At 63.5% G+C, this 15,231-nt stretch carries 16 protein-coding genes; 9 read left to right on the top strand and 7 right to left on the bottom strand.

The annotated features are described in order from the left end of the window. Positions 1-15 precede the first annotated feature (15 nt). The gene (locus tag BLT09_RS34255; protein WP_167366389.1) at positions 16-177 is read right to left on the bottom strand and encodes a hypothetical protein; all 162 of its coding nucleotides are present in this window, start codon (positions 175-177) and stop codon (positions 16-18) included. Positions 178-414: 237 nt separating this feature from the next. On the opposite strand from BLT09_RS34255, the gene trpS reads away from it, so the two are divergent. From trpS to BLT09_RS10855, 3 genes are all read left to right on the top strand, one after another. Continuing rightward, positions 415-1,497, top strand: coding sequence for a tryptophan--tRNA ligase (trpS, locus tag BLT09_RS10865; RefSeq protein WP_091592841.1), 1,083 nt, complete (start codon positions 415-417; stop codon positions 1,495-1,497). Positions 1,498-1,585: 88 nt separating this feature from the next. Further along, positions 1,586-2,077, top strand: coding sequence for a universal stress protein (locus tag BLT09_RS10860; protein ID WP_023796709.1), 492 nt, complete (start codon positions 1,586-1,588; stop codon positions 2,075-2,077). A 134-nt stretch (positions 2,078-2,211) separates the two neighbouring features. Further along, positions 2,212-2,781 carry a NifU family protein gene (locus BLT09_RS10855; protein ID WP_023796710.1) on the top strand — a complete coding sequence of 190 codons (570 nt, stop codon included), beginning with the start codon at positions 2,212-2,214 and terminating at the stop codon, positions 2,779-2,781. Between the two features lie 110 nt (positions 2,782-2,891). Here BLT09_RS10855 and BLT09_RS10850 read toward each other — a convergent pair whose 3' ends face one another. Continuing rightward, positions 2,892-3,509: a L,D-transpeptidase gene (locus tag BLT09_RS10850; RefSeq protein WP_023796711.1), complete on the bottom strand. Its 618-nt coding sequence runs from the start codon at positions 3,507-3,509 to the stop codon at positions 2,892-2,894. Between the two features lie 226 nt (positions 3,510-3,735). On the opposite strand from BLT09_RS10850, the gene cueR reads away from it, so the two are divergent. Then, entirely contained in the window at positions 3,736-4,158 is a 423-nt protein-coding gene (gene cueR, locus BLT09_RS10845; protein WP_091592839.1) for a Cu(I)-responsive transcriptional regulator, read from the top strand. Positions 4,159-4,206: 48 nt separating this feature from the next. Here the strand turns inward: cueR and BLT09_RS10840 are convergent, their stop codons facing one another. After that, positions 4,207-4,440 carry a hypothetical protein gene (locus tag BLT09_RS10840; RefSeq protein ID WP_077377488.1) on the bottom strand — a complete coding sequence of 78 codons (234 nt, stop codon included), beginning with the start codon at positions 4,438-4,440 and terminating at the stop codon, positions 4,207-4,209. A gap of 176 nt (positions 4,441-4,616) precedes the next feature. Here BLT09_RS10840 and BLT09_RS10835 point away from each other — a divergent pair, with 176 nt between their 5' ends. Next, positions 4,617-5,117, top strand: a complete 501-nt coding sequence (locus BLT09_RS10835) for an MmcB family DNA repair protein (RefSeq protein ID WP_091593011.1) — start codon at positions 4,617-4,619, stop codon at positions 5,115-5,117. A 225-nt stretch (positions 5,118-5,342) separates the two neighbouring features. Here BLT09_RS10835 and nhaA read toward each other — a convergent pair whose 3' ends face one another. From nhaA to hrpB, 4 genes are all read right to left on the bottom strand, one after another. After that, positions 5,343-6,539, bottom strand: coding sequence for a Na+/H+ antiporter NhaA (gene nhaA, locus BLT09_RS10830; protein WP_091592837.1), 1,197 nt, complete (start codon positions 6,537-6,539; stop codon positions 5,343-5,345). A gap of 130 nt (positions 6,540-6,669) precedes the next feature. Continuing rightward, on the bottom strand, positions 6,670-7,233 hold the full coding sequence (locus tag BLT09_RS10825; protein ID WP_023796717.1) for an ActR/PrrA/RegA family redox response regulator transcription factor: 564 nt from the start codon (positions 7,231-7,233) through the stop codon (positions 6,670-6,672). 63 nt (positions 7,234-7,296) lie between these two features. After that, positions 7,297-8,622 carry an ActS/PrrB/RegB family redox-sensitive histidine kinase gene (locus tag BLT09_RS10820; RefSeq protein ID WP_023796718.1) on the bottom strand — a complete coding sequence of 442 codons (1,326 nt, stop codon included), beginning with the start codon at positions 8,620-8,622 and terminating at the stop codon, positions 7,297-7,299. 32 nt (positions 8,623-8,654) lie between these two features. After that, positions 8,655-11,270, bottom strand: a complete 2,616-nt coding sequence (gene hrpB / locus BLT09_RS10815) for an ATP-dependent helicase HrpB (RefSeq protein WP_091592836.1) — start codon at positions 11,268-11,270, stop codon at positions 8,655-8,657. 404 nt (positions 11,271-11,674) lie between these two features. On the opposite strand from hrpB, the gene BLT09_RS10810 reads away from it, so the two are divergent. The 4 genes from BLT09_RS10810 (at position 11,675) to BLT09_RS10795 (ending at position 15,230) form a co-directional block, all read left to right on the top strand. Further along, a complete protein-coding gene (locus BLT09_RS10810; protein WP_023796720.1) occupies positions 11,675-13,006 on the top strand; it encodes an ABC transporter substrate-binding protein in 1,332 nt (443 codons plus the stop codon). A gap of 126 nt (positions 13,007-13,132) precedes the next feature. Continuing rightward, the gene (locus BLT09_RS10805; protein ID WP_091593009.1) at positions 13,133-14,080 is read left to right on the top strand and encodes a carbohydrate ABC transporter permease; all 948 of its coding nucleotides are present in this window, start codon (positions 13,133-13,135) and stop codon (positions 14,078-14,080) included. Next, the gene (locus BLT09_RS10800) at positions 14,077-15,027 is read left to right on the top strand and encodes a carbohydrate ABC transporter permease (protein WP_091592834.1); all 951 of its coding nucleotides are present in this window, start codon (positions 14,077-14,079) and stop codon (positions 15,025-15,027) included. Before BLT09_RS10805 ends, BLT09_RS10800 begins: the two co-directional genes overlap by 4 nt. Then, entirely contained in the window at positions 15,024-15,230 is a 207-nt protein-coding gene (locus BLT09_RS10795; RefSeq protein WP_091592832.1) for a hypothetical protein, read from the top strand. The genes BLT09_RS10800 and BLT09_RS10795 overlap by 4 nt, the downstream gene beginning before the upstream one ends. Position 15,231: the final 1 nt, after the last annotated feature.

Genomic DNA, 15,231 nt, shown 5'->3' with positions numbered 1-15,231 from the left:
CCCCGTCGACAAGCATCAGTCTTCGCCGGACAATTCGTCATAGACCGGGCGCGGCAGCGGCTTACGTGCCTGCTTGCTAAGTTCGATCCCGAATTCGGCCCGAAGCCGCGCCGCTGTCTCCAGCGGCGTCTCGCGGCCATGTCGGTGCGCCAAAGCTTTCTCGTTTGAGATGGTCATCCATTTCTCGTCAGATCGTTTGCAGAATATGCACCTATCATACCATATCGATGTCAAGCCGAGACAGGCGCTATAGGCGCAGCGCCAACAACATCGAACAAGCAATCCGACCTGAAGCAATCGCTCTGCTGCGATCGCCTACAGCCCCTTGATCGTCCGCTCGCTCTCGTCCATAAGCGCGCCGTCGCAAGACTTTCGCCGCGCGCGAAACGGCCCTCCACAAGCCAGGGAAACACCATGACTGACGCCAATCAGCCTGCCTTCAAGCCCCTCGTGTTTTCCGGCGTCCAGCCGACCGGCAATCTGCACCTCGGCAACTATCTCGGCGCCATCAAGAAATTCGTCGCCCTGCAGGACACCTCCGATTGCATCTATTGCGTCGTCGACCTGCATTCGCTGACCGCGCAGCTTGTCCATGAGGATCTCAAGGACCAGACGCGCGCGATCACCGCGGCGTTTCTCGCCTCCGGCATCGACCCGAAGAAGCACATCGTCTTCAACCAGTCGCGGGTCATGCAGCACGCCGAGCTCGCCTGGATCTTCAATTGCGTCGCCCGCATCGGCTGGATGAACCGGATGACGCAGTTCAAGGACAAGGCCGGCAAGGATCGCGAGAACGCCTCGCTTGGGTTGCTTGCCTATCCGAGCCTGATGGCGGCCGACATCCTCGTCTACCGCGCCACCCATGTGCCGGTCGGCGATGACCAGAAGCAGCATCTGGAGCTGACACGCGACATCGCGCAAAAATTCAACAACGACTTTTCGGACCGCATCGCCGGCCTTGGCGTCGGCGTCGAGATGAAGGTCGGCGAGGAGACCGTGAACGGTTATTTCCCGTTGACCGAACCGATCATCGGCGGACCGGCGGCGCGCATCATGTCGCTACGCGACGGCTCGAAGAAGATGTCGAAGTCGGATCCGTCGGACCTGTCGCGCATCAATCTGACCGACGATGCCGACAGCATCTCGAAGAAGATCCGCAAGGCCAAGACCGACCCGGAGGCGTTGCCTGGCGAATTGGACGGCCTGGCCGGCCGGCCGGAAGCCGAAAACCTGGTCGGCATCTATGCGGGTCTCGCCGAGATATCGAAGGAGGCGGTGCTGAAAGATTTCGGCGGCCAGCAGTTTTCGGTATTCAAGCCGGCGCTGGCCGACCTTGCCGTGGAAAAGCTGGCGCCGGTCGCCGGCGAAATGCGCCGCATTTCCGACGACCGCGCCTATGTCGACGCGGTGCTCAGGGATGGCGGCGAGCGGGCCGGCCTGCTGGCCGAGGCGACGATGAAGACCGTGCGCGACATCATCGGCCTGCTACAGGGTTAATCTGCAGCCAATATCGCTACATCCGCCGGTCGCTTGCGGCCGGGCTGTGGCGGTGGCAGATTGCGACCGAAACCATTTGAGGTAGAATATGGTCTCCAAACGCCTCAGCCGCGAAGCCGGCCATCGCCGCAAGTTTTTGGCGATCATCGACGACACGCCCGAATGCGAAAGGGCCGTCGTCTACGCCTCGAAGCGCGCGCAGAGCACCAGCGGCGTGCTGGTGCTGCTCTATGTGATCGAGCCGGACGATTTCCAGCATTGGCTGGGTGTCGAGAAGATCATGCGCGAGGAGGCCACCGCCACCGCGCGCGCCGCACTGGACAGCTATGCCAACAAGGTGCGCCAGAAGCTCGGCATCGAGCCGGAACTGGTGGTGCGCGAAGGCAAGCCGACGGAAGAGATCCACAAATTGATCGAGGAGGACCAGGATATCGCCATCCTCGTGCTGGCCGCCGGCGCCGGCAAGGAGGGGCCGGGCCCGCTGGTCGGCGCGGTCGCCGGCAAGGGCGCCGCCTTCCCGATCCCGGTGACAGTGGTGCCGCAGAACCTGTCAGACGAAGAAATCGACAGCCTGGCCTAAGGTGTGTTGCAGAAGACCGCAAAAACATTCTCCCAGCCAGCCGTTCCGGCGATGGCTTTCGCTTGAATGTCCTGCCGATAGGGCCTATTTAGAATTATTCCAAACTATATGCCCGAACGGGCTCGGAGACGTCCATGTTTATCCAGACCGAATCGACGCCAAATCCGGCGACATTGAAGTTCCTGCCCGGCAAGGAAGTGCTTGTCGAAGGCACCGCCGATTTCCGCGATGCCGACAGCGCTGCCGCGGCTTCGCCGCTGGCCGGCCGGCTGTTCGAGATCCCCGGCGTGACCGGCGTCTTCTTCGGCTATGATTTCGTCACCGTGACCAAGGACGGCCCCGACTGGCAGCATCTGAAGCCGGCGATCCTCGGCGCCATCATGGAGCACTTCATGTCCGGCGCGCCGGTCATGGCCAGGGCCGGCCCCGCCGCCGAGACCAGCCAGACCGGCGAATTCTACGACAAGGCCGACGAGGAACTGGTCATCACCATCAAGGAACTGCTCGACACGCGGGTGCGTCCGGCCGTCGCCCAGGACGGTGGCGACATCACCTTCCGCGGCTTCGAGAACGGCACCGTGTTCCTGCACATGAAGGGCGCCTGCGCCGGCTGCCCGTCGTCGACGGCGACGCTCAAGCATGGCATCCAGAACCTGCTCCGGCATTTTGTGCCCGAGGTGCAGCAGGTCGAACAGGTCTCTTAAGATCAAAGGACGTCAATTCGCCCCTTCGCGCGACACAAAAAACCGGGCCAAATTGCCCGGTTTTTTGTTTTGGGACGTCAGTTGTTGCCTAGACGGTCCGCGTATGAGCTCTAGAGAACGATGACCTTGGCGCCGACGGAGGTGCGGTCGTAAAGGTCGATGATGTCCTGGTTCATCAGCCGAATGCAGCCCGACGACATCGCTTTGCCGATCGAGTTCCACTCCGGGCTGCCATGCAGGCGGTAGCCTGAATCGCCGCCCTTGTTGAACAGATACAGGGCGCGCGCGCCGAGCGGGTTGGTCAATCCGGGGTCCATGCCCCCGGCAAATTTGGCGAGTTCCGGCTGGCGCTTGATCATCGCCGATGGCGGCGTCCAGGTCGGCCATTCGCGCTTCGCCGCGATGCGGGCGGTGCCGCGCCATTCAAAACCCTCGCGGCCGACGCCGATGCCGTAACGCATCGCCTCGCCGCCGCCCATGACATAATAGAGAAACTTGTTCTGGGTATCGACGACGATGGTGCCCGGCTTTTCATCGCTGTCGTAGCTAACGATCTGCCGGCGGTACTTGAACGGCACCTTTTCGATCGGAATGCGCGGCAGTTGATAGCCTGCGTCGGTCATCGGGCCATAGTTGTTGGTGAAGATCTGCGAGCCGATGGTGCTGCAACCGGCAATTGCCGTCGACAGCGCAAGTGCCGCGACGATTGCGAATGACTTCATGCGCATGAAAAGGTCCGATGCCCCGCCCGAAAGGTAGCGGCACGAGACGGCCGCCTTGTCGCTATCATTCATGCTGGCATTTGCTTTGCTTGCCAAGCGGGCGATGCCTATATGCAGGGGCTTACATGCCGGTAAGTCCACAGCTGTGGCTTTTCGGCAACGGCTCTCATAAGATTATCTAGGAAATTCAATGGGGCGGTCCGCCAGGCCGCCCGAAGTTAGGGAACCAATCATGAATGTCGGAGATGCCGCCCAGCGTTCCGGCCTACCGGCCAAGACCATTCGCTACTATGAGGAGATCGGCCTGATCCGTCCGGCGCGGGCCGGCAACGGCTACCGCGATTATTCGGGCGACGACATCCACCGGCTGACGTTTCTGCGCCGCGCGCGCAATCTCGGCTTTTCCATCGACGACTGCCGCCAGCTGATGGCGCTCTACCAGGACCGCAGCCGCGCCAGCCATGACGTGCGCGAGATCGCCGCCGCGCATGTGAGTGCGATCGAGGAGAAGGTGCGCGAATTGCAGTCGATGCGCTCGACCCTGCAGAAGCTGATCCATGCCTGCCACGGCGATGACCGGCCGGACTGCCCGATCCTGGACGATATCGCGGGGGCGGTTTTGCCAGGTGATGAAGTCGTTCCCGCACAGATGTGAAGGTTGCGCGGCGTCGCCAGCCGTTTTCCAGGTTGGGATTTCCAGGGATCAAGAGGTACCGTCGACACGCTCGGCTATGGCGAATGCCTGCAGGTTCCTTGCCTTGCCGTGGTCTTCTTCGGCGTTGGCGATAATCGAGAAGAACGCCGCGCGGGCGATGTCCTTCTTTGACGCGTTCGGGTGTTCCTTCCTGGCCGCTTTGATCAATTGCTTGGGTGCCATGTCAGGCGTCACGACCCGCATCAGGGTGTCGGCTACCGCCTGCATTTCGTCCGCGTTCATCATCCACACTCCTTGGAGCCACCCGCATTCGCACAGTATCTCATATTGCTAATGTATGGAACGTGCAGCGTCCGTTTGAGTACCAAGATTTCAAGCAGAAATCACATTTCAAGCGCGCCTTGGGTGCCTTCCAGAAAACGGTTCAAACCGTGAACAAAGTCTGTCATGGTGCGCCCATGCCAATTATCTCACCGATTCCTCTCAATCCCCTGATCGATGGCCGCCAGTCGGAGCGCGCGATGCTGGTTCGGCGCGGCGTGCAGCGGCTGCTCAGGGAGATGGGCGCGCATGTACTGCCGGAATTGTCGCTGGCGACCGGGCGCCGCGCCGACCTCGTCGCGCTGACCCGCCAGGGCGACATCTGGATCATCGAGATCAAATCCTCGATCGAGGATTTCAGGGTCGACCGCAAATGGCCGGACTACCGGCTGCACTCCGACCGATTTTTTTTCGCCACGCATCCCGGTGTGCCGTCGGAGATCTTTCCGCAGGAATGCGGTTTTATCCTTTCCGACGGCTACGGCGCCGAAATCCTGCGCGACGCGCCCGAGCACCGCATGGCGGCGGCGACGCGCAAGGCGCTGATGCTGAGGATCGCGCGGGCCGGAGCAGCGCGGCTGCTCGCGGCGGAACTTGCCGGCGTGGCGGTGCCGGCGCTGGAGGGCGAGAGCGAGTAGAGGGTTTTCGGATCCCCCTGTAACCTTCGACGTTTGCGCTGCCCCTCATCTGCCTGCCGGCATCTTCTCCCCGTAAACGGGGAGAAGGGGCGCTGGCCGCAACCTCTGCACCCTTTCTTGCAACGCTGGAGATTGGCGAAATCCTTTGCGAAGGCGTCTTTCTCCCCGCTCTATACGGGGAGAAATGCCCGGCAGGGCAATGAGGGGCGGCGCGACGTTTGACGGCTACTCTTCCTCTTGGTCCATCCCATTCGCTGCCGGCGCCATCAGCAGCACGGCGGCGCCGAGGATGGCGGCGATGAAGGAGCCGGCGAGGATGCCGACTTTCACCGCGTCCTGGAGCTCGACATTGCTGGCGAAGGCGAGCAGGCCGATGAACAGGCTCATGGTGAAGCCGATGCCGCAGAGCAGCGAAATGCCGACCATGTGCAGCCAGCCGGCATTGACCGGCAGATCGGCGAGGCCGAGCCGGATGGCAAGCGCAGAAGAACCGAACACGCCGACCAGCTTGCCGGCGACGAGGCCGGCGGCGACGCCCAGCGTCAGCGGCTCGACCAGGGCGGCTGCGCTCAGGCCGGCCAGCGAAACACCGGCATTGGCAAAGCCGAAGATCGGGATGACGACAAACGGCACTATTCTGTGCAGGCCGTGCTCAAGCCGATGCAGCGGTGAATGGTCTGAATCCTGGCTGATGCCGGGGGTGATTTTCAAAGGTATGGTCAGGGCCAGCGCCACGCCGGCGAGCGTGGCATGGACACCCGATTTCAGCACCAGCACCCACAGGACGACACCAAGCAGGAGATAGGGCAGCAGTGTCAGCACCTTCATGCGGTTGAGCACGACGAGCAGAGCGATGACGGCGAAGGCGGCGCCGAGATAGGCGAGCGACAGGCCGCTCGTGTAGAACACCGCGATGATGATGACGGCGCCAAGGTCGTCGATGATGGCGAGCGCGGTGAGGAAGACCTTCAGCGACCCCGGCACGCGGCTGCCGAGCAGCGACAGCACGCCAAGCGCAAAGGCGATGTCGGTGGCGGTCGGGATCGCCCAGCCGGACAGGGCGGCTGGATTGTCGCGGTTGATGGCGACATAGACAAGCGCCGGCACCAGCATGCCGCCGGCAGCGGCGATGCCGGGCAGAGCGCGGCGCGGCCAGGTCGAGAGCTGGCCGTCCAGCATCTCGCGCTTGATCTCCAGGCCGACCAGCAGGAAAAACACCGCCATCAGGCCGTCATTGATCCAGTGCGATACGCTGAGCGGTCCCAGATAGGCGTGAAGGGCGTCGAAATAGGTTTCGGCCAGCGGCGAATTGGCGACGACCAGCGCCAAGGCCGCGGCTGCCATCAGGACGATGCCGCCTGCCGCCTCGCTGGCCAGGAATTCGCGAAAGATGGAGATCGGCCGCGGCTTCTGGTCGTGCATGTCGTCTCCGTCGTGTCGCCTACCCGCCGGCAGGGACAACATCACCCTGTGCGATGATGCGCAACCGCCGATGGCAGGGCAGTTCTTACAGTGCCACGCGACCTTGGCGCGCGCAAAGGGCGGTCAGGCGTTAGCGCGGCGCGCGTTTGGCGAGTATCCGCTGCAGCGTGCGGCGATGCATGTTGAGACGGCGGGCCGTCTCGGAGACGTTGCGGTCGCACATTTCGTAGACGCGCTGGATGTGCTCCCAGCGCACGCGGTCGGCCGACATCGGGTTTTCAGGCGGTGCGGCGCGTTCGCCCGCAGTGCGGGTAAGAGCCGCGAAAACCTCGTCGGCATCTGCCGGTTTCGACAGATAGTCGATGGCCCCCAGCTTCACCGCCGTAACCGCGGTGGCGATGTTGCCGTATCCGGTGAGGATGACGGCGCGGGCGTCGTCGCGCTTCTCGCGGATGGCGGCGACGACGTCGAGGCCGTTGCCGTCGGCGAGCCGCATGTCGACCACCGCGTAGGCTGGCGGATTGGCGCGCGCCTTGGCCACGGCCTCCTCGACGCTCTCGGCCGTCTCGACCACGAAACCCCTGGTCTCCATGGCGCGGGCAAGGCGCGTGAGGAATGGCCTGTCGTCGTCGACGATCAGCAGCGAGGTGTCCTCGCCCTCAACCATTGCGCCAATCGTTTCGTCGCCATTCATCGTCTTGACATTCCTGCTGCCCGAATTTTACGCAGATATAGTTTTGGAGCGCTATTGTCCAATTCAAGCCGTGTCAAACATGGTGGCCGAAGCCGATTCAGGATTGAGGAAGACGCTGCGCGGCCACGATATCCGCACGACGGCGCCCTCGCCCGGCTCGTTTGAATTGCGGAAATCGAGCGTGGCGCCCGAGCGTTCAAGCAGGGTCTTGGCGATGAACAGCCCCAGTCCGAGGCCGCCGCCGGCCTCGGTGCCCTGGCGTGTCGACATATAGGGCTCGCCGATGCGATCGATGATTTCGGGAGGAAAGCCCGGCCCGTCGTCGGTGATCGAGAAGGTGACCGTTGCCTCGTTCCAGCTCCAGCGCACGGTGACGCTCTTGCGGGCAAAATCGACGGCGTTCTCGACCAGATTGCCGAGGCCGTAGATGACGCCGGGATTGCGCCGTCCCACCGGTTCGGGGCCGATGCGCTCGCCGGGGAGAAGCTTGATCGAGATGCCGAAATCGCGGTGCGGGGCGGTCATCTCCTCGACCAGCGAGGTCAGCGGCAGGCGGGAGAGATGCGCCTCGCCCTCGGAGGACAGGCTGGTCAGGCGTTTGAGGATCTCGCGGCAACGCTCGCTCTGCGAGCGCAGCAGCGTCACGTCCTCGCCGTATTTCGGGTCATTGCGGAGCGCCTTCTCCATCTCCTTGGCAACAAGCGTGATGGTGGCGAGCGGCGTGCCGAGCTCATGCGCGGCGGCAGCGGCAAGGCCGTCCAGCGCCGACAAATGCTGTTCGCGCTGCAGCACCAGCTCGGTGGCGGCAAGCGCGTTGGCGAGCAGCCGGGCTTCCTCGGCCACGCGGAAGGCGTAGATCGCGGTGAAGGCGATCGAGGAAAACACCGCCATCCACATGCCAGCGACGTAAATGAACGGCATCTCCAGCGGCGCGCCCTCGTACCAGGGCAGCGGCAGATGGAAGAACACCAGCAGGCTCGCCGTCACCATCACCAGCGCGCCGAGGATGGCGGTCAGGCGCAGCGGCAGCGACGTCGCCGAGATGACCACGGGCACGGTGACCAGCACTGAAAACGGGTTGGTGAGGCCGCCGGTCAGGTAGAGCAGACCGGCAAGCTGCAGGCTGTCGATGGTCAGGATGGCGAAAGCCTGCAGCGGGGTCAGCCGATGCGCCGCCGGATAACGGAAGGTCAGCAACAGGTTCATCCAGGCCGAACAGGCGATCAGCGCGAAGCAGAGACTGACCGGCAGCGGGAATTTCAGCCCGTAGGCAACGACAAGAACCGTCAGACTCTGGCCGACAATGGCAAGCCAGCGCAGCCTGATCAGCGTGTTGAGGCGCAGCCGCTGGCTTTGCTGGAAGTCGGGCGCCCGCAGGATGTTTATCATGGCCAAGGATTATAGCCGGAAAAGGAGAAAGGCTAGGTCCCCCGCGGTTTGGCGCGGCTGGTGGCGGTGGCGAGAAGCGGGTTCTCCGGCCAGACATGCCGGGGATAGCGGCCACGCATCTCGGCTCGCACATCGGCCCAGGAGCCGCGCCAGAAACCGGGCAGGTCACGCGTCGTCTGGATCGGTCGGTGCGCCGGTGACAATAGCTCGAGCGTCAGCGGCACCGCGCCGTTGGCGATCGCGGGATGCCGGTCGAGACCGAACAGCTCCTGGACGCGGATCGCCAGCACCGGCCATTCACCGTCATAGCGGATCGGCACGCGGCTGCCGGATGGAGGGGCGAAATGGGTCGGCGCCAGCGCCTCGATCCGGCGCTGCAGATCGTGCGGCACCGATGCCATGAGGCCGGCCGAAAGCACGCCCGGATCGATCGCGGCAAAGGACGCCGCGCCGGAAAGGAAGGGCAGCAGCCAGTCGTCGAGGCGGTCGATGAGCGCCGTATCGGAAACATCTGGCCAGGGCGCGCCAAGACCGCGATGCAGCCAGCCGAGCCGTTGGCGCAGCGTTTCGGCCTCCTTGCCCCACGGCAAAAGCGACAGCCCGTGTTGGCGCAGGGCGTCAAGGATGGCGCGATCGGCGGCGATGCCGGCCGGCGCCGGCAGCATCCGTTCGGACAGGGTGATGGCGCCGAGGCGAACGGTTTCACGCACACGCACCGCACGCCTGTCGCGGTCGAAACTGGTTTCGCGGTTTGTCTCGATCTTGTCGGCGAGCGAAGCGCGAATGTCGGCTTCGTCTATCGCCGCCGCTGCCGTAATGCGGGCGTTCTGCGCCTTGCCCTGCAGATCGGCGACGACAAGCCAGGTTTCGCCCGCCAGCGGGTCGGCGGCGTCGAGCATGGCGCCTGAACCGTTGGCCAGCACGAAACGGCCGCGCTCTCCGCGCGCCCTGGCGACGCGGTCCGGCCAGGCATGAATGAGGAGAGCGCCGGCGCTGCCCTCCCTCCCGAGGGGAGGGTCGGCGAGTGAGCCTTGCCCAGCAATGCGAGGGAGACGGGGTGAGGTCGGCGATGGCGTGCCCGACCCAACCCCACCCCGATCTGCTTCGCGGATCGACATACCGGGGCGAACCACGGGTCTCGCCCGTCCTTCGGCCCTCCTCGAGGGCGAGGGTGAAGCCTGTTTCGCCAGCCGCTCGGCGAGCTGCCGGGCGGCGGTGGCGCGCGGCGATCTTTCGGATCGGCACCGAAGCAGCCGCCGTTCGAGGTCGGCGCCGTCGCCGCCCAGGCCACGCTCGGTGAGCAGCACGGCGAGCATGGCCGCTTCGAACGCCCGGCCGGTGTTTGCCACCTCGGCGACCATGTGAGCCAGCCGCACCGGCAGTGCCAGCCTGCGCATCGCAGCACCCGATTGCGTCAGTCGCCCTGCCTCGTCAATGGCGTCGAGCGCACGAAGCAGCGCCCTTGCCTCGCTGAGTGCCGGGGCCGGCGGCGGATCGAGGAAGCAGAGGCTCGACGGGTCGGCGACACCGAAGGCTGCACAATCGAGCAGAAGTCCGGAAAGGTCCGCCTCGAGGATTTCCGGCGGCGTGAAGGCGGGAAGTGCCGCGGTCTGCTCGGCCCGCCACAACCGGACGGCGACGCCGGGCTGCGTGCGGCCGGCGCGGCCGGCGCGCTGGTCGGCGGAGGCTTTGCTGACCCGCACCGTCTCCAGCCGCGTCAGGCCGCTGGCCGGCTCGTAGCGCGGCAGGCGCGACAAGCCGGAATCGATGACGACGCGCACGCCGTCGATGGTAATCGAGGTCTCGGCGATCGAGGTCGCCAGCACCACCTTGCGGCGGCCGGACGGCGCCGGCTTGATCGCGGCGTCCTGCGCCTTGTTGTCGAGCATGCCATAGAGCGGCACGATGTCGGTGTCGGCACTGACGCGGCCTTGCAGCCGCTCGGCGGTGCGCTCGATCTCGCGCTGGCCGGGCAGGAAGGCGAGCACGCTGCCGCTCTCCTCGGCAAGGGCCGCGCGGATTGCCTTGGCCATCGCGTCCTCGATGGCGATGCCGGCCGGCCGCTCGTCGTAGCGGATATCGACGCGAAAGGCGCGACCTTCGCTCTCGATCACCGGGGCGCCGGAAAGCAGCCGAGCGACGCGCGCGCCGTCGAGCGTCGCCGACATGACCAGCAATCGCAGATCGGTACGCAGCGCACCTTGCACATCGAGCGCCAGCGCCAGACCAAAATCGCCGTCGAGCGAGCGCTCGTGGAACTCGTCGAAGAATACCGCCGAGACACCGGGCAACTCCGGATCGTCGAGGATCATCCGCGACAGCACGCCTTCGGTGACGACAAGAATTCTGGTCCTCGCAGAAGTGCGGTTCTCCATCCGCATGGCATAGCCGACCGTTTCGCCGGGCTCCTCGCCGAGCAGTTCGGCCATGCGGCGGGCGGCTGCGCGGGCAGCGAGCCGGCGCGGCTCGAGCAGAATGATCTTCCCCGTGCCGAGCCAAGCCGCATCGAGCAGCGCCAGCGGCACCAGCGTCGTCTTGCCGGCGCCGGGCGGCGCCACCAGCACGGCACTGTTGCCATGGCCGAGCGCTTCACCGAGCGCCGGCAGGACGGCGGAGACCGGAAGCTCTGGCAAGGGTTTTCTGGTCATTGTTTCAGGGATGCATCCACCCAATCTCGCGGCAGGTCGGTCGCGCCCCGCATATCAGCGGTGGCGGTCGCCGCGCAACTGGGCAACGGACCAACTCAAAGCGGGTCCACCTACTCGCCATAGTCAAAGGCGGAAGCCACCGAGGATGACGCGGCCGAGGAGCGACAGGAAGTCGGGATATTTCCTGATAGAACGGCGCGGCCAGGGCCACCGCCCAGATACAAGCGAATTATGCTGCAGCGCAGCGACGAATTCGCTTGCGTTGTTTAGTAAAAATTGCATCACTAAACAAATTACTAAACACCCGCCGCCTAACCGCGTCGTCATGTTTAGACCCCTGAGGAGGGGGTTTTGAGGTTATTTGAAACCGTCATCCGGGCGCGTTTCGCAAATGGGAGGAAGGCATGAAATCGACCTTGAAACTGACGTTGGGACTGACATCGGCGATGTTTGCGTCGACCGCCGTTTCGAATGTCGCGCAGGCTGAAGATCTGACGCTTTGCTGGGCAGCCTGGGACCCGGCCAACGCGCTTGTCGAATTGTCCAAGGATTTCACCAAGGAAACCGGCATCGGCATGAAATTCGAATTCGTGCCGTGGACCAACTATGCCGATCGCTTCCTCAACGAACTGAATTCCAAGGGCAAGCTGTGCGACCTGATCATCGGCGACAGCCAGTGGATCGGCGGCTCGGCCGAGAACGGCCACTACGTCAAGCTGAACGACTTCTTCGACAAGGAGAAGATCAGCATGGACGACTTCGTGCCGGCGACCGTCGTCGGCTACTCCGAATGGCCGAAGAACTCGCCGAATTACTGGGCGCTGCCGGCCATGGGCGACGTCGTCGGCTGGACCTATCGCAAGGACTGGTTCTCCAAGCCGGAACTGCAGAAGGAATTCAAGGAAAAGTACGGCTGGGATCTCGCAGCGCCGACGACCTTCGACCAGCTGAAGCAGATCGCCGAGTTTTTCCAGAAGCGCGAGATCGACGGCAAGACGGTCTATGGCGCATCGATCTATACCGAGCGCGGCTCCGAAGGCATCACCATGGGCGCCATGGACGGGCTCTACAGCTTCGGTTTCAAATATGAGAATCCCGACAAGCCATACGAGATGGACGGCTTCGTCAACTCCGAGAAATCGGTGAAGGGTCTTGAGTTCTACAAGGCGCTCTATGACTGCTGCACGCCTCCTGGAGCCTCGAACAGCTACATGGGCGAAGGCGTCGACGCCTTCAAATCCGGCCAGGTGGCGATGCACATGAACTTCGCCTTTACCTGGCCAGGCCTGCAGAAGGACGAAAATGTCGGCGGCGACAAGATAGGTTATTTCGCCAATCCCAAGGGGCCCGACGGCGATCAATTCGCCCAGCTTGGCGGCCAGGGCATCTCGGTGGTCTCTTACTCCGACAAGCAGGAGGCTGCGCTCAAATACATCAAGTGGTTCGCCAACAAGGATGTTCAGGCCAAATGGTGGTCGCTCGGCGGCTTTTCCTGCCTCAACGCAGTCGTCAAGGATCCAGGCTTCCCGGCCAGCCAGCCTTACGCACAGACCTTCCTCGACTCGATGGCCATCGTGAAGGATTTTTGGGCAGAGCCCAGCTATGCGCCGCTGCTGCAGGCGTCGCAGAAGCGCTTCCATGATTACGTCGTCGCCGGCCAGGGTTCGGCCAAGGATGCACTTGATGGCCTGGTCAAGGACTGGACCGAGGTCTTCCAGGACGACGGCAAGATGTAGTTGGGGCAGTATCCAATCGGCTCCTCCCGAGCCACGACCGCGTGTCCCGTGCCACCCTTGGCACGGGACACAGCTCAGATAAATTCCACTGTCGAGACGACCCAAGTGACCGAAGCGGGACTGACCATGCTCAATCGGACTGCGGACAGCGTCGCCCGGGCTACGCCTGAGCCGTTGGCCCGCAAGGTCCGAGGCATCAGCGACAAGGGCCTCGCCTGGCTGTTCATCTCGCCGACGATCCTGTTGCTGCTCGCCGTCAACATCTTCCCGCTGTTCTGGGCGATCTATCTGTCCTTCACCAATTACCGCGCCAACCGTCCCAACGAGGTGGTCAGGAACGTCGGCCTTGCCAACTACAAGCGCATCCTCGGCGACCAGGACATCTGGATCGCCATGCAGACGACGGCGCATTTCGTATTCTGGACCATCCTGCTGCAAACGCTGATCGGTTTTATCCTGGCCTGGCTGATCGATCGGAAGTTTCGCGGCCACGCCTTCTGGACGACCATCATTCTGGTGCCGATGATGCTGTCGCCGGCAGTGGTCGGCAATTTCTGGCGCTTCCTCTACGAGCCGCAGATCGGCCTGTTCGCCTATGCCATCTCGTTCGCCACCGGCATTCCGGCAACGCAGATCGGCATGCTCTCCAACGTGTCGCTGGCGCCGTGGTCGATCGTCATCGTCGACACCTGGATGTGGACGCCTTACGTGATGCTGATCTGTCTCGCCGGCCTGCGCTCGATCCCCGAATACATCTATGAGGCTGCTGAGGTCGACCGCGCCTCCAACTGGCGGCAGTTCTGGTCGATCACGCTGCCGATGGCGCTGCCCTTCATCATGCTGGCGGTACTGTTCCGCGGCATCGAGAACTTCAAGATGTTCGACATGGTCAACCTCCTGACCGGCGGCGGACCGGGATCGACCACCGAGGTCGCCTCGATCACGCTGAAGCGGCAGGCCTTCGAAAGCTGGCGGACCGGCTATTCCTCGGCCTTCGCCATAATCCTGTTCGTTGCGGTGTTCGGGCTAGCCAACATCTATGTCAAGGCGCTCAACAAGGTGAAGCAGAGATGAGCCTGACGTCAGCCCATTCTGTTGTCGCACCCTCCGCGATTTCGAAGCGCGTCGCCGGCACAATTATCGTGCTTTACGCGCTGATCTCGATCGTGCCGCTGTTGTGGATCTTCGCCACCAGCTTCAAGACGCCGCCGGACTCGATCGCCTATCCGCCAAAAATCCTGTTCCAGCCGAGCCTCGAGGGCTACTGCAATCTGTTCTCGACCCGTACCCGGCAGACACCGGAATACATCAACGCGCTGGGACCGGCGACGGACATCTGCGATGAGACAGTGCGCAAGCGCAACATGGTGATCGCCGGCCCGTCCAATTTCATGCCGCGCTTCGTCAATTCGCTGATCATCGCCTTCGGCTCGACTTTTTGCGCGGTGTTCCTCGGCACATTGTCGGCCTATGGCTTCTCGCGCTTCAAGGTGCCGCTGGCCGACGACCTGCTGTTCTTCATCCTGTCGACGCGCATGATGCCGCCGATCGCGGTCGCTATTCCCATCTACCTGATGTATCGCGAGATTGGCCTGTCGGACACCGCGCTCGGCATGATCCTGCTCTATACGGCGGTCAATGTGTCGCTCGCCGTGTGGCTGCTGAAGGGCTTCATCGACGAAATCCCGCGCGAGTACGAAGAAGCGGCGATGATCGACGGATATACGCGGCTGCAGGCCTTCTGGCGCACCGTGCTGCCGCAGGCGACCGCCGGCATTGCCGCGACCGCCATCTTCTGCCTGATCTTCGCCTGGAACGAATATGCCTTCGCCGCACTGCTGACCTCGGGCACGGCGCAGACCGCACCGCCCTTCATCCCGACCATCATCGGCGAAGGCGGCCAGGACTGGCCGGCGGTCGCCGCGGGCACGACGATCTTCCTGGTGCCGATCCTGGTGTTCACCATCCTGCTCCGCAAGCAGTTGCTGCGTGGCATCACCTTCGGCGCGGTGCGCAAATGAGCCTGACCCAACCCGCAAAACGCAAGTCGCGCTGGCCGCGTGCGTTCCGGCGCGGCCTGATGGAGAACGTCGCCACAGCGATCATTGCCATTGGCTTCCTGATGCTGTTCCAGCCGTTCGCGCTGCCGCTCTACACCTATTCCTTCATCACCATGCTGGCCGGCACGGCGATGTTCATCATCGTCTCGAAGTTTCCGGAGTAGA

This window comes from Mesorhizobium muleiense (assembly GCF_900099905.1).
In the GTDB taxonomy this organism is placed as follows: domain Bacteria; phylum Pseudomonadota; class Alphaproteobacteria; order Rhizobiales; family Rhizobiaceae; genus Mesorhizobium; species Mesorhizobium muleiense.
Note: the sequence above shows the minus strand (reverse complement) of the source record. Positions and strands in the feature narration are given on the sequence as shown.

What these genes read in the sequence shown, in the direction of transcription:
- BLT09_RS34255 (WP_167366389.1), bottom strand. Translation starts at nt 177, where the DNA reads ATGACCATCTCAAACGAGAAAGCTTTGGCGCACCGACATGGCCGCGAG.
- trpS (WP_091592841.1), top strand. Translation starts at nt 415, where the DNA reads ATGACTGACGCCAATCAGCCTGCCTTCAAGCCCCTCGTGTTTTCCGGC.
- BLT09_RS10860 (WP_023796709.1), top strand. Translation starts at nt 1,586, where the DNA reads ATGGTCTCCAAACGCCTCAGCCGCGAAGCCGGCCATCGCCGCAAGTTT.
- BLT09_RS10855 (WP_023796710.1), top strand. Translation starts at nt 2,212, where the DNA reads ATGTTTATCCAGACCGAATCGACGCCAAATCCGGCGACATTGAAGTTC.
- BLT09_RS10850 (WP_023796711.1), bottom strand. Translation starts at nt 3,509, where the DNA reads ATGCGCATGAAGTCATTCGCAATCGTCGCGGCACTTGCGCTGTCGACG.
- cueR (WP_091592839.1), top strand. Translation starts at nt 3,736, where the DNA reads ATGAATGTCGGAGATGCCGCCCAGCGTTCCGGCCTACCGGCCAAGACC.
- BLT09_RS10840 (WP_077377488.1), bottom strand. Translation starts at nt 4,440, where the DNA reads ATGAACGCGGACGAAATGCAGGCGGTAGCCGACACCCTGATGCGGGTC.
- BLT09_RS10835 (WP_091593011.1), top strand. Translation starts at nt 4,617, where the DNA reads ATGCCAATTATCTCACCGATTCCTCTCAATCCCCTGATCGATGGCCGC.
- nhaA (WP_091592837.1), bottom strand. Translation starts at nt 6,539, where the DNA reads ATGCACGACCAGAAGCCGCGGCCGATCTCCATCTTTCGCGAATTCCTG.
- BLT09_RS10825 (WP_023796717.1), bottom strand. Translation starts at nt 7,233, where the DNA reads ATGAATGGCGACGAAACGATTGGCGCAATGGTTGAGGGCGAGGACACC.
- BLT09_RS10820 (WP_023796718.1), bottom strand. Translation starts at nt 8,622, where the DNA reads ATGATAAACATCCTGCGGGCGCCCGACTTCCAGCAAAGCCAGCGGCTG.
- hrpB (WP_091592836.1), bottom strand. Translation starts at nt 11,270, where the DNA reads ATGACCAGAAAACCCTTGCCAGAGCTTCCGGTCTCCGCCGTCCTGCCG.
- BLT09_RS10810 (WP_023796720.1), top strand. Translation starts at nt 11,675, where the DNA reads ATGAAATCGACCTTGAAACTGACGTTGGGACTGACATCGGCGATGTTT.
- BLT09_RS10805 (WP_091593009.1), top strand. Translation starts at nt 13,133, where the DNA reads ATGCTCAATCGGACTGCGGACAGCGTCGCCCGGGCTACGCCTGAGCCG.
- BLT09_RS10800 (WP_091592834.1), top strand. Translation starts at nt 14,077, where the DNA reads ATGAGCCTGACGTCAGCCCATTCTGTTGTCGCACCCTCCGCGATTTCG.
- BLT09_RS10795 (WP_091592832.1), top strand. Translation starts at nt 15,024, where the DNA reads ATGAGCCTGACCCAACCCGCAAAACGCAAGTCGCGCTGGCCGCGTGCG.